Raw genomic sequence first — 13,410 nt, 5'->3', positions numbered from 1 at the left:
CGGGTCGGCAGCCTCAGCTCACAGCGGCCAGACGATCAGCAACATCGGCATGCTTACCGCCACCACCAGCACCTCCAGCGGCAGGCCCAGCTTCCAGTAGTCCCCAAAGCGAAAGCCACCCGGTCCCAGGATCATGGTGTTGTTCTGGTGCCCGATCGGCGTCAGAAAGGCGCAGGAGGCGCCGATGGCAACCGCCATCAGGAAGGGGTCGGGATTGACGCCCAGCGTCGATGCGCTGCCGATGGCGACCGGGCACATCACCGCAGCGGTGGCTGCGTTGTTCATCAGGTCCGACAGGAACATCGTCACCAGCAGTACCAGGGCCAGCGCGATGGTGGCGTTGCCTTGCGCGACCGAGCTCATCAATGCGCGTGCAATCAGATCTGCTGCGCCGGTGGACTGCATGGCGTTGGCCAGCGGGAAGAGGGCGCCCAACAGCACGATGACGGGCCAGTCGATGGCCTCGTACACATTGCGCAAGGGCAGGGTCCGAAGCAGCAGCGTGAACAGGACGCCGGTCATGAAGGCGATGGGCGCCGGCATCAGCCCCAGGGCGGCAGCAGCCACGGCCAGCAGCATGATCAGCGAAGCCTGGATGGCTTTGCGCTTGTTGGGGATCAGCAGATCGCGACCGGCCAGCGGCACACAGCCGGTATCGCTGGCAAATTCGGCGATCACACTGGGGGGGCCTTGCAGCAACAGGATATCGCCGGGTAGCAGTGGCATTGACCGCAGACGCTCGGTAGACCGGTTGCCCTCCCTTGACACCGCCAGCAGGTTCAGCCCATAGCGGGTGCGCAGCGAGATGTCACTCGCTGAGCGTCCCGACAGAATGGGGCCGGGCAACACCACCAGTTCGACCAGCACGATCTCCGTCGCGCCGCCGCGGGGCTTGTCGTCTTCTCCTTCTTCCTTTTTCTCTGCCTTCTTTTCCGTGTTGACGTCACCGCCTGAGGTTTGTGAAGTTTTCGCGATCGCAGCATCCTCCGCCGGTAGATCAGTGTCCTCCCGGTCCTTTGGCCGACCCGACTCTTCCAGCTTCAGCCCGAGCGAAGACAAGACCGTGGAGAGCGTGTCCGCCGCGGCCTCGATGACCAGGATGTCCCCGGCGCGAAGCATGCGCTGCGGGCTGGGGGCCGTGATCCGCATCTCGTCGCGCACCAGGCCCACCACCTGCGCACCGGCTTCCTCCAGCACGTTTTCCACCTCAGCCAGCGTCTTGCCTGCCGACGCGCCGTTTTCGAGAATGCGCACCTCGGTCAGGTAGGCGCCGGTGTCAAAACCTTCCAGGCCTGCAGACTCGCGTTTGGGCACCAGGCGCCAGCCCACCACGGCGATGAACAGCACCCCCAGCACCGCCACCGGCACACCGATGGCCGCGAAATCGAACATCGCAAAGGGCCCCTTGCTGTCGGCCATTTCGGCCCGGAACCCGGACACGATCAAATTGGGCGGCGTGCCTATCAGTGTGGTCATGCCACCCAGAATGGTGCCAAAGGCCAGCGGCATCAGCATGCGCCCCGGCGGGATGGACAGGCGGGTGGCGACCTTCAGTGCAATCGGCATCAGCAAGGCCATGGCCCCCACGTTGTTCATGAACCCCGACAACAGGGCGCCCACGCCCATCAGCGCGGCCAGGCTGAGCACCTGTCCCGCCTTGCGGGGAATGGCGTAGCGCGCCAGCACCTCGACCGCCCCCGAGACCTGCAGCGCCTTGCTCATGATCAGCATGCAGGCCACCGTGATCACCGCCGGGTGGCCGAAGCCGCTGAACGCGTCCGACGGTGAAACCAGACCCGACCACACACAGGCCAGCAGCGCGCTGACGGCCACAAGGTCGTGCCGCCACCTGCCCCACAGAAACAGCCCAACCACCAGGCCGAGAATGAGCAGGACGGTGATCTGGTCGGTGGTCATGGGCTGGCTTGGTGATGCTGCGTGCGCAGGGAACAGGTCGATGGCATGACTGCTACTGTATCCGTATCGCGCCCGGCGCCAGCGTCTGAATCGGGCGCGGATAATCGATGCAACAGGAGACCCACATGCCCATCACCAAAGGATTTCGCGCTCTCGTTGACGAGGCCATGGCCCAGGTCAAGACCTACAGCGTCGAAGAAGCCAAAACCAGAATGAACGATCCGAACGTGCAGATCGTTGATATCCGCGACGTGCGCGAGCTCGGCCCCGGCACGCTGGTCGGTAGTTTTCATGCGCCGCGCGGCATGCTCGAATTCTGGGTGGACCCGGACTCGCCGTACCACAAGCCTCTGTTTGCAGATGAAGGCAAAGAGTTCATTTTGTTTTGCGGCGCCGGCTGGCGCAGCGCCCTCGCGGCCAAGACCCTGCAGGATATGGGCATGCGCAACGTCGCCCACATCGACGGAGGTTATGCCGAGTGGCAGAAACAAGGCGCCCCGACCGAGACGCTGGAAGAGCGCAAAGCCAGGAAGAGCTGATGCCGCAGTGTCCCTGCGGCCGTATCGGCCCTTTGAAAAAGCCGCTCGAGCTGGCCAGTTGCTGCGGCCCCTTCATCGACAACTTTGCGCAAACTCCTGCGCCAGATGCCCAGGCACTGATGCATTCGCGTTACACCGCCTTTGTGTTGGAGCGGGCAGACTATCTGCTGGCCACCTGGCACGCCAGCAAGCGCCCGCAGACCATCACTTTTGACCCCGGCGTGAAGTGGCTGGGCCTGGAAGTGCGGCAGCAGCGGCTGCTGGACAATACCCGTGCAGAAGTTGAATTTGTCGCCAGACAAAAGGTTCCCGGTAACCCGGCGGTACGTCTGCATGAGCTGAGTCGCTTTGTTCACGAGGCAGGGCGCTGGTTTTACCTTGACGGTGATTTGAAGAACTAACCCATCACATTTGACATGTTTATCGGAGAAATATCCCGTCAGACGGGCGTCACGCCCAAGGCGATTCGTCACTATGAATCGCTGGGCCTGCTGGGCAAGGTCACCCGCGCCGGGTCCTATCGGGTGTATTCAGGCAATGACGTCAAGCAGGTCGGCCTGATCAGACAGGCGCAATCCCTGGGCTTTCGTTTGTCGGATCTTCGCCTCGTCTTGCAGGGCGATTCAAACCAACCCGACTGGGAAGGGCTGTCCCGGCAGATCGCGCTCAAACGGCAAAACATTCAACAGGAAATAAACAGGCTGCACGGCCTGGACGCCCAACTGGAGCTGATCAACGCGGAAATCCAGTCCTGTCCCAGTTCGGGCGCAAGCCTGAGCCAGGCTTGCGATGTTGCGCCGTCGCAGCCGCCTGCAGAAAGTTCTTGACTCTGCCCCCGGGGGCAAGCCTTAGCCTGACTCCTTTTACTTTGGAGAAGGGCAGCATGGGTAAACGGATTTTGGTGATTTTGGGTCACCCTTCAAGCGACAGTTTCTGCAGCGCGCTGGCAGACAGTTATGCCGAAGCTGCGCGCCGGGCAGGACATGAGGTCAAACTGCTGCGGCTTGGTGACTTGAAATTTGATGTTGTCCTGCATGAGGGGTTCAAGAAAATCCAGGAGCTTGAGCCCGACCTGATTCTGGCGCAAGAGTCCATTCTGTGGGCAGAGCATCTGTGCTTTGTCTTCCCCATCTGGTGGGGCGGAGTGCCCGCATTGTTGAAGGGTTTTCTGGATCGGGCTTTTCTGCCGGGATTTGCATTCAAGTACCGTGCGGGCGCTGCGTTTCCAGACCAGCTCTTGAAAGGGCGCTCAGCCCACATCCTGGTAACCATGGACACGCCGCCTTGGTATTTCAGGTGGATTTATCGCATGCCCGCCATTCACCAGATGCGCAAAACCACGCTGGAGTTTTGCGGAATCAAACCCGTCAAGGTGTTCAGCTTTGGTCCTGTGCTGGGCTCCAAACCGGCGCAGCGCGAGGCCTGGCTGCAAAAAGCCCGGTCCGCCGCCTCTCGCCTTTAGCTCAAAGGCAGGTCTGCGTGCCTGACACTTCTACAATCGCATCCATGGCGCCCACGGCGGCGTCGAATATGGAGAACATCAGTGCGTTTTGAAGCTGTGCTTTTTGACTGTGACGGCGTGCTGGTGGACAGTGAGCCCATCACCAACGGTGTGCTTCGCGACATGCTGGAAGAAAGCGGCTGGACGCTCAGCAGCGCCGAATGCATGCGCCTGTTCATTGGCAAGGCCGTCAAGGACCAGGCCGCGCTGATTGAAGAAAAAACCGGCCGCCCACTGACCGAGGAATGGCTGCACGAGTTTCGTGGACGCCGCAACGAAGGGCTGGTCGAAGGCCTGCTGCCGATTCGCGGCGCTCTGGAAGCGGTGGCCCAGATCCACGCGCTGTACGAAGGCCGCATCGCCTGCGCCTCCGGCGCCGACCGCTTCAAGGTCGAGCTGCAACTGGAAAAATGCGGCCTCATGACTTACTTCAAGGACCGCATCTTCAGCGGCCACGAGATGCCGCGCTCCAAACCAGCGCCCGACGTTTATCTGGCCGCCGCTGCCGCGCTGGGTGTGGACCCGACGCGCTGCGCCGTGCTCGAAGACACGGTGCCCGGCGTGACCGCCGGCGTGGCAGCGGGCGCCACCGTGTTCGGCTACAGCCCGGCAGAGGCCGGGCATGATGCGCCCGATGCCCTGCGCGCTGCGGGTGCCAGCCTGATCTTTATCGACATGGCAAATTTGCCCGACATGCTTTGAGCGCTTACTTCACTTCCAGCGGCCGCCGACGGGCGTTTCTTGATGAGAACCATTGAGAATCAAGCTCGCACAGCCGTGTTGGCGCAGGCACTGGAGAACTACGATCCTCGGGGTGAGCTGGTGGGCCTGGCCGCGCGCAAGGCCGCTGCATTGGCTGCCTTGAATGAGCTCGGTGAAGTTTCGCCAGATGGCCGTGCTGTTCCCGATGATCAAGTGGTGGCCACGCGTGCGAGGCACCTGGTGGATCTGCTGGCGTCAGAGCATCCGGCCTTGGGCTCACTGCAACGCCCGAGCGCACTATGGTCCGGAGTGGCCGTTGCGCTTCCGGTGCTGGCTTTGTTGGCGGGCATCGGCACTGATCGAATTGGCAATCCGTACCGGGTGGACCTGCTCTCTGCGCCCTTGTTGATCATCATTGGATTCAACCTGCTGACCTACTGCCTGCTTGTGGTCTTGACGTTGCGGCGAAAGTCCCTGGCCACTGTGTCATGGGTCCCTTCCCTGCTCCAGCAGATTGACGCCTGGCGTTCGCGTCAGCGCGGAGGGCGTGCCAACGTGATGGCCGGGTTTTATCGGCTCTGGCATGTAATGGCCGGCCCACTCATCATTTACCGCTGGAAAACCGTCCTGCATATTTCTGCCGCGGCCCTGGGTGCTGGCGTCGCGCTGTCACTGGCTGGACGGGGTTTGTTTGTTCAGTACAAAGTCGGCTGGGAAAGCACATTTCTGGGTGCCGATACAGTGCACGGCCTGCTCGAATTGATCTTCTGGTTGCCGACAAAGGTATTCAATCTCACACCCCTCACCTTGGCCGAAGTGACGGCATTGCGCAATTTTCAGAATGACGGCGTGGCTGGCGACCGATGGGTCTGGATGTACGTTGGTCTGATGACGCTATTGGTTATCCTGCCTCGCTTGCTGCTCGCCGCCTGGTCCGCAGCGCGCGCCCGCTCAGCGAGCCGCCAATTGCGGCTTGATCTTTCCAGCCCCTATTTTCAAGCCGTGTTGGCCTCCATGCGCCGCGTCCGTCTGAGGATCGGTCTGGCCTTTTCCGATGCCCGCACGCATGACCAGTTTTTGCGCCTGGCCCGACTCGTCGCGGACGACCCTCTGGCGCAGCAGCTGGCGATCTCAACGCCGGAAGGTGATTTGCTGCAGTGGATTGAAGAGCCCGGCTCCGATTCGCCGGTTGACTGCGTTCTGTCCATTGCGACGCAGGAGCTGGCAGACAAGCCGATGCCGTCGGCCTGGTCCGGCCGGCCATCCGTCGTGGTCCCTGCATATAGATTGGCGAACAGTTGGCAACAGTGGTCTGTCCTGACGCATGCACTTGCCGCCGGATTGGACTCCCACGCGCAAGCCGGATGGAGTCGCCTTGGGAGCAAGCTGCAACAAGAGCAGCAATTGCGCTTTGAACAGAGCATGGGGGCGGTTGCCACTTGTTTGGCCAGGGTCGCCCTGCAAATCAATGGCGAAACCTCGGTGGACGCCATTGAGCGAGCTCTGGACGAACTGTTTCTTGACCTGCAGCAACTGCATCGCCTGGAGCGGGCGAGTGGTCGTGCACTGGAGGGTCAGCTGGTGCAGTATTACAGCGCTCCCTCAGGCATGGGAAAGACTTCGGTCACCGCAGCCAGCGCTGCCACCGGGGCTTCCGTTGGTGCTGCGGTTGATGCTTCTACTGGCTTTCTGACATTGGGCGCAGGTACTGCTTTGGGTGCTCTACTGGGGGCCGGCATAGGCTGGATAGCCGCACTGCGGCGCAAGAAGGGTGTCGACGCCGACATGATGCAGCGTCTCACGCAAGCCGCTTTGCTGCTCTATATGGAGTTTGCCCATTCCGTTCGGGTGCAGCCCGGGACCGGTGGTCTTCGTGCCGGCTGGAAAACGGAAATTGGAAAAGAAGTCCAGCAACGAACAGATAGTCTGTCAAGTCTCTGGTCGGCTAAAGATGGTGCGCTGGAGGACCAGATCGCGGCGCAGGCTGCCCCCGCCCTGATGGAAGCCATGCAAGCCGTGCTGGCAACCTTCTATCCACCCACTGTGCCCGTGGAAGTCATCGCTTGAGCGACAAAATTTTTTGACTGTCATGACCGCACCGCAGCGGTGGTGAGCACAAACTGCCGTCGACAGGTGGAAGCGCCGCTGGTGGCCTGGTCAGGATAATTAGGTATCAAATAGGCCTCCAGCCCTTATGTAACAGGCGAAAGCAGCTATGAAAATAATAGCGAAAAGACTACCTCTGGCAGCTTCGGGTCGGATGCCCAGCGGTAGGCACGCTCTTCGTCGCGTTCAACGGGACGGCACCGCCTGCTGAAGATAGTCGTTCACCGCCGCTTGCCAAATGCCCGGGTAGGCATGAATGGCATGGCCGTTCTGGCCAGTGGGCGCTGGGTAAGTCACAAAGCTGCCTTTGCCGCCTGCGGCCAAGAAGGCGTCGAAATTGAAGCGGCTGTGGCGCAGTGAATAAAACGGGTCTTTGTCGCCGTACAGCCATAACACCGGCTTGCCAAATGCTGCAGCGCGTTTGAAAGACACGGCGTTGACGGCCTCCGCCTGAGAGCATCTGTCGCTTACCCACCCGCCCACAAAATTCAGCACACCCAACAATGGATTGGGGCGTGTCCCCGCATAAACAGAGGACAGTATCCCGCCGCGCGACACGCCGCCCATCAGCAGACGGGTGGCGTCCACGTCGCTGCGTGTCAGCACATGCGCCATCACCACATCAAGATCGGCCAGCGCCCGTTCCATGCCGGGCAACGTCAGCGCAGGGTCACACGAATAGCGCGAGCGGTTGAGCTCAAAACCCTCGTCATACAGCCCGTCAGACTGGCCGCGCCCACGCCGCTGCGGGTACAAAACCAGCCAGCCCTTACGTGCAAAGACCCGCGCCAGATCGGGGTTGGTCCAGGTGCTGGTGAACCGTTCGGGCTTGTCGCCACTGCCGGTGGAGCCGTGGTTCATCACCAGGGTGGGAAAAGGCCCGGCGCCTATGGGCCGGTACACCACCATCTCCAGCGTCTGCGGTTTGCCGTTCTCTGTCCACGGGGTGGGCACGCGCTCAACCGTGCGGGTGTGGTCATCCACCGGCTTCTGCGTCAAGAGGCCGGTGGTAATCAGCTCGGTATCGGGCTTCCAGATCGAAAACTCCATCTCGCCGCTGGGCCGCAGGCGCAGCACGAGTTTTGCCCCGGTCTTGACCCTGAATACCAGCTCATCGTTGACAAACTGCGCCTCGCCCCGGTCATTGATGGTGCTTTGTGCAGAGCTGCCCGCGTAGGCCAGCGTAGCGCCGGTGTCGGTGACCCTCTCCACCGCAATCTTTGCGTTGCACAAGGCCGCCCAGCAGGCCCAGCCAGCCCATAGGCCACTCCATCGCGCCTTGTCGGCGGGCAGACTGGCGGCGGGTTGCGTGATGGTGGTGCCCTCGGGCAACACCGCAGCCATCGGGCTTTCTGAAAACCCGGCAGACAAGCCGGGCATGTAATCGGGCCAGGCGGTCTGCGCCCCTGCCGTTGTCGCCCAGAAAAAACATACCAGTGTGATTAGCCGGTTCATTGCTTTCTGCCTCTCCTTGGTTGGTGAAGTGTAGGGGCGCGGAGGCTCTTTATTGAAGGTTGCTGGTTGAGGGGGCTACATGCGGTTCGCCCGTTCAGGCGTGCCTTCACTTGGCGGCTCACCAGCGCATGTCTGGCAAACTTGCAATGTCTGCCCTTCCATACAACGCGCCCCCCAAAAAGACCACACCCCAGTCCATGTGTTCCAACTACCGCCCTGTGACGCGCTCCGACAGGTTGTTGACCTTCTTTGGAGTTGAGCGCGCGCGTGATGAAGCACCGATTGACGTCTGGCCTCTGGGCCTGGCACCTTTCATTCGCCTGGCAGAAGACGGCTCCGGCCACCGTGTGGTCGACGACGGCATCTTTGGCTTGTTGCCAAACTTTGCGGCAGAACTGGCCGCCGGGCGCAAAACCTACAACGCACGAAGCGAAACGGTGGCCAGGCTGCCGAGCTTTCGCGAGTCGTGGAGCAAGGGCTGGCGCTGCATCATTCCCGTCGAGGCTTTTTATGAGCCCAACTGGGAGAGCGGCAAAGCCGTGCGCTGGCTCATTCAGCAGCCCGGCGAGGTGCCCATGGGCATCGCAGGCATTTACCGCAAGTGGCGCCACCCCAACGGCCGCGAAGACTTTACCTTTGCCATGCTGACCGTCAACGCCGATGGGCACCCGGTGATGCAGCGCTTTCACAAACCGGGTGAAGAAAAACGCATGGTGGTCATCTTGCCCCCGCAGGACTACGGCGCCTGGCTGTCGTGCCCGGTGGCCCAGGCAAGCGGCTTCTTCAAGCAGTGGCAGGGCCAGCTCGATGCCAGCCCCGCACCCCTGCCGCCGCGGGCACCCCGAAGCAGCAGCGTGCTGACCTCACGCATGCCACCCCCGGAGAGCGGCGAGCTTTTTTAAACGCGCGCTGCCCGCTTTTGCGCATATTTCTTGTACAAAATCGGCCCTCTGCCCTTATGTGACAAGCGCAAGCAGCTATGAAAATAGTAGCGATTCAGGTGGATTGAACAACCGGCCGAGCCTGACCTTGCTGGTCTGGCGCGGAGATGGGGATCGAACCTGGGCGAGGGCGTGAGTGACTTGGGCTACTGCGCACTAGACTCTGTACGCACCTCCATAACAAATTTCTGCGAAAGGGACGCAATGCTTCTACAAAAAATCTTCCGGGTCATCATCACCCTCGTTCTGGTCGCCGGTCTCGCTGCTTGCGCGACGGGAACACCCTTCACGGAAACCGCCGCCCCTTCAAGTGGCAATGGCGTGGTCTATGTGTATCGACCGGATCGTTCGTTTGCAAGCTGGGGTTGTCCCCAGTTTTCAATCGACGGCGGCGCAGTGCGCTCCATGCAGAACGGCGGGTTTCATCGCCTTGAGCTTCCCCAAGGACAGCATCTTCTTAAAAGCCAAAATTCATGGTGCTCCGTGTTTCCTGTAGCCCGTGCGTTTGCGTTGCGCGAGGGGGAGACGATTTTTATCCGCTACAACGTGCTTTCGGACTACAAGCCAGGTTTTCATCGCTATGACGGTCCCGACAACATCTATCACGGGTATGAAATCGTCTCGCGTGACGTCGCGCTTCCGCAGTTGAAAGAGCTTCGGGCCAGTGCCGAATGATACTGATCGCAGTCGGATGAACTTCGTTTGAACGTGTCGGGCAAGCAGACCTTCAAAGTCGAAGCTCACGTTTAGACTACCGTCGCGACGGGTTCGGTGTCCATCCAAAACAGGTCATATCATTGAGGCGGAGATGTTAAGAATCAAGCGGGAGAGTTTCAATGACCATTAGCGCTCATGTACGCAGTATTACTTTCCTTGATTCCACCACTATTGAGCTAAGTGGCGATGACGTAGTGCTCATCGTCGGCCCAAATAATTGCGGGAAAAGCCAGACGCTCCGCGATATTCAATCGAAATTGAATAATGCGACATCTCCAACTACTTTGGTCACATCCCTTCAATTAGCTCGCCAAGGAACAACGCAAGATCTTGAGGAGTGGCTGAAAAAAACTGCCCACGATGAACCCCACACCTCTGGGCAGAGGATATTCGATTTTCTTGGAAACCGAACAAATTGGGACAACTTGAAAAATAGTTGGACTCTCGGTGAATCTCATTTTCATAATCAAGCTGGGTTTTTTGTTCACTTGATGAAAACCGAGGAGCGTCTCCAACTAGTCCGGGAAGCCGAAAACACGGCATTCGATAGTGCGCCGGCACACCCGATAGGACATTTGCAACGAAACCCTGAACTAGAGAGGCGGGTAAGCGAGAAGTTCTTTGCTGCGTTTGGAAAATATTTGTATGTACACAGAAACGCTGGACGGACGGTACCTCTGTATGTTGGCAACTTTTCATCTGAAGAGATGCTTCTTCAGCCGTTCAGTCATGAATATGTCAAGGCAGTGGAGGCTCTCGCCAAGCTGCAGGACCAAGGCGATGGCATGCGGAGTTTTGCTGGGGTCCTGCTAAATTCTATTGTTGGGGAACGCCCGATTTTGCTTATTGACGAGCCAGAGGCATTTTTGCACCCTCCGCAGGCTAGATTCATAGGAAGAACGATAGCCGACGATAAAGCGCGCGGACGTCAATTATTCTTAGCAACGCACAGCGGGGACATCGTCCGTGGTGTTCTGGATTCAAAGAAAAATGCCATCCGGATACTTCGGCTACAGCGTGTGGCCAATACGACAACGGTTCGAGAGCTGAATACGGCTAGTGTTGCAGAAATTTGGCGCGATCCTTTGCTCAGGCATTCCAACATCCTAGATGGTCTATTTCACGACAAAGTAGTTGTTTGCGAGGCCGATGCGGACTGTCAGTTCTATTCCGCGATTTTGCAAGCTGTGAGCCCGGATGGTGCGCGGCGCCAATCTGACATTATGTTCACGCATTGCGGAGGAAAGGCACGAATTGCGATGGTTGTAAGGGCACTTAGTGCGGTAGGAGTGCCTACAGTTGCGGTGTGCGACTTTGATGTGTTGAATGATGAGCGGCCGTTACGCGACATAGTAGAAGCGACAGGAAACGATTGGACGACCGTTTCCTCAGATTGGAATGTCGTCAACACTGCAATTGGCCTCAAGAAGCCCGACCTATCTGTTGCGGAACTCCGCGAAGAGCTCATCTCCGTAGCAGCGACATTGACCAATCAGGAGTCGATTAAGAGTGCAAAAAGCAGAGTAGCAACAGTGCTTCGGAAAGGATCGGCGTGGGCACAAGCGAAGGTAGTTGGATTACCTTTCGTTCCGAGTGGTGAAGCGTCACAGGCGGCCGGTAGACTCTTTAAAAGCTTGGCGGGCATGGGGATCTTTGTGGTTCCAGTCGGTGAAATCGAACAGTTTTGCAAGAGTGCGGGGGGGCATGGCCCGGCTTGGGTGAACTCTGTCCTTGCTAGAAGTCTGGCTGACGATCCTGAGCTGGAATCTGCTAGAGGGTTTGTGAAGAAATTGGTTGCTTAGAACCTTTCCAAATTGCCCTTAGCGGATTCGTCGAAAACCGAAAATCCGGATAAAGCGTTTCTCATTGCCGACGCTGTTGCAGCCACCACCACAGGCATCATTAGGATGCCCGTGTGGTTAGATAAAAACAGGAGACACCATGAACCCCGCCACCCGACGGCAAACGATTGCCGACCTGCTGCACCGCACCGCCAAACGTTATCCCCACAAAACCGGCCTGATCTGCGGCGACACACGCTGGACCTTTGCCGAGTTTGATGCGCTGGTGGACCGTGTGGCCGCTGGCCTGGCTGGCATGGGAGTGGGCCATGGCAGCCGCATCGCGGTGCTGGCGCGCAACTCGCACGGATTTGCGGCCCTGCGTTTTGCGCTCGCGCGGCTGGGTGCAGTGCTGGTGCCGATCAATTTCATGCTCAAGGCCGAAGAGGTGGCTTTTATCCTGCGCCATGCCGAGGCGCAGATGCTGGCCACCGACTCTGGCCTGGCCGAGCTGGCGCGCAACGCTGCGGCGCTGGATACGAAAGTGACGCAGTTTGTCTGGCTGCCTTCGGAAGACGCTACGCAGCCGGTGCCGGGCATGACCTCGTTTGACGATCTGGCCGCAACCCAAGGCACACCGCCCGAAGTGTCACTGGGCAGCACCGACCTGGCGCAGATTGTTTACACCAGCGGCACAGAGTCCATGCCCAAAGGCGCGATGCTGACGCACGACGCGGTGATCTCGCAGTACGCCAGTTGCGCGGTTGATGCCAGCATTGCGCATGGCGACGTGATGCTTCATGCGCTGCCGCTGTACCACTGCGCGCAGCTCGACGTGTTTTTTGGCCCGGCGGTTTATGTGGGGGCCACCAGCATCATCACCGCCAAACCCACGCCCGACAACCTGCTGCCGCTGATGGCGCAGCATGGCATCACGTCGTTTTTTGCACCACCCACGGTGTGGATTGCGCTGCTGCGTTCACCGATGTTCGATGGCTCTGACCTGTCCACCCTGCGCAAGGGTTATTACGGCGCGTCCATCATGCCGGTCGAGGTGCTGCGCGAGCTGGCGCGGCGGCTGCCCGACGTCGGCTTCTGGAACCTTTACGGCCAGACCGAAATTGCGCCACTGGCCACCATGCTGGGCCCCGACGATCAGCTGCGCAAGCCCGGCTCTTGTGGGCGTGCGGTACTCAATGTCGAAACCCGCGTGGTGGACGACGGCATGAACGATGTGGCGCCCGGTGAGGTTGGCGAGATTGTGCACCGCTCACCGCACCTGATGCTGGGCTACTTTCGCGACGAAGAAAAAACAAAAGCCGCCTTTGAGGGCGGCTGGTTTCACTCGGGCGACCTGGCGACCATCGACGACGAAGGTTTCATCACCGTGGTGGACCGCAAAAAAGACATGATCAAGACCGGCGGCGAAAACGTGGCCAGCCGCGAGGTCGAAGAGATGATCTATCGCCTGGGCGCCGTGTCGGAGGTGGCCGTGGTCGGTGTGTCGCACCCCAAATGGGTCGAGGCCGTGGTGGCGATAATCGTCGTCAAGGACGGTCAGACGCTGACCGAGCAGCAGGTGCTGGCCCATTGCAATGAACACATTGCCGGCTTCAAGGCGCCCAAGGCGGTGGTGTTCACCGACGCGCTGCCCAAGAACCCGAGCGGCAAGCTCTTGAAGCGGGACCTGCGGGTGCGCTACCAGGATGTATTTGCCGGGTATTAATCAATCAAACAAACCACGGAAGACA

General features: G+C 59.7%; 12 protein-coding genes. 10 read left to right on the top strand and 2 right to left on the bottom strand.

Annotated elements, in window-relative coordinates:
• Positions 1-18: 18 nt before the first annotated feature.
• Positions 19-1,917 carry an SLC13 family permease gene (locus Q8L50_RS06485; RefSeq protein ID WP_305347843.1) on the bottom strand — a complete coding sequence of 633 codons (1,899 nt, stop codon included), beginning with the start codon at positions 1,915-1,917 and terminating at the stop codon, positions 19-21.
• Positions 1,918-2,042: 125 nt separating this feature from the next.
• Between Q8L50_RS06485 and Q8L50_RS06480 the strand changes: the two genes are divergently transcribed.
• The 6 genes from Q8L50_RS06480 (at position 2,043) to Q8L50_RS06455 (ending at position 6,726) form a co-directional block, all read left to right on the top strand.
• Positions 2,043-2,456, top strand: a complete 414-nt coding sequence (locus tag Q8L50_RS06480) for a rhodanese-like domain-containing protein (RefSeq protein ID WP_305347842.1) — start codon at positions 2,043-2,045, stop codon at positions 2,454-2,456.
• A complete protein-coding gene (locus tag Q8L50_RS06475; RefSeq protein ID WP_305347841.1) occupies positions 2,456-2,857 on the top strand; it encodes a YchJ family protein in 402 nt (133 codons plus the stop codon). The genes Q8L50_RS06480 and Q8L50_RS06475 overlap by 1 nt, the downstream gene beginning before the upstream one ends.
• A 15-nt stretch (positions 2,858-2,872) precedes the next feature.
• Entirely contained in the window at positions 2,873-3,283 is a 411-nt protein-coding gene (locus Q8L50_RS06470) for a MerR family transcriptional regulator (protein WP_305347840.1), read from the top strand.
• A 56-nt stretch (positions 3,284-3,339) separates the two neighbouring features.
• On the top strand, positions 3,340-3,918 hold the full coding sequence (locus Q8L50_RS06465) for an NAD(P)H-dependent oxidoreductase (protein WP_305347839.1): 579 nt from the start codon (positions 3,340-3,342) through the stop codon (positions 3,916-3,918).
• Between the two features lie 81 nt (positions 3,919-3,999).
• A complete protein-coding gene (locus tag Q8L50_RS06460; protein WP_305347838.1) occupies positions 4,000-4,659 on the top strand; it encodes an HAD family phosphatase in 660 nt (219 codons plus the stop codon).
• 42 nt (positions 4,660-4,701) lie between these two features.
• A complete protein-coding gene (locus Q8L50_RS06455; protein ID WP_305347837.1) occupies positions 4,702-6,726 on the top strand; it encodes a DUF2868 domain-containing protein in 2,025 nt (674 codons plus the stop codon).
• Positions 6,727-6,951: 225 nt separating this feature from the next.
• On the opposite strand, the gene Q8L50_RS06450 is transcribed toward Q8L50_RS06455, so the two are convergent.
• Entirely contained in the window at positions 6,952-8,220 is a 1,269-nt protein-coding gene (locus tag Q8L50_RS06450; protein WP_305347836.1) for a S9 family peptidase, read from the bottom strand.
• 146 nt (positions 8,221-8,366) lie between these two features.
• Here Q8L50_RS06450 and Q8L50_RS06445 point away from each other — a divergent pair, with 146 nt between their 5' ends.
• From Q8L50_RS06445 to Q8L50_RS06430, 4 genes are all read left to right on the top strand, one after another.
• A complete protein-coding gene (locus Q8L50_RS06445) occupies positions 8,367-9,122 on the top strand; it encodes an SOS response-associated peptidase (protein WP_305347835.1) in 756 nt (251 codons plus the stop codon).
• A gap of 243 nt (positions 9,123-9,365) precedes the next feature.
• Positions 9,366-9,836, top strand: a complete 471-nt coding sequence (locus tag Q8L50_RS06440) for a hypothetical protein (RefSeq protein WP_305347834.1) — start codon at positions 9,366-9,368, stop codon at positions 9,834-9,836.
• Between the two features lie 161 nt (positions 9,837-9,997).
• Complete coding sequence (locus tag Q8L50_RS06435; RefSeq protein WP_305347833.1) at positions 9,998-11,680, top strand: ATP-dependent endonuclease; 1,683 nt, start codon at positions 9,998-10,000, stop codon at positions 11,678-11,680.
• Positions 11,681-11,819: 139 nt separating this feature from the next.
• The gene (locus tag Q8L50_RS06430) at positions 11,820-13,385 is read left to right on the top strand and encodes an acyl-CoA synthetase (protein WP_305347832.1); all 1,566 of its coding nucleotides are present in this window, start codon (positions 11,820-11,822) and stop codon (positions 13,383-13,385) included.
• Positions 13,386-13,410 lie beyond the last annotated feature (25 nt).

It is taken from the genome of Polaromonas sp., assembly GCF_030680935.1.
Taxonomy (GTDB): domain Bacteria; phylum Pseudomonadota; class Gammaproteobacteria; order Burkholderiales; family Burkholderiaceae_C; genus Polaromonas.
Note: the sequence above shows the minus strand (reverse complement) of the source record. Positions and strands in the feature narration are given on the sequence as shown.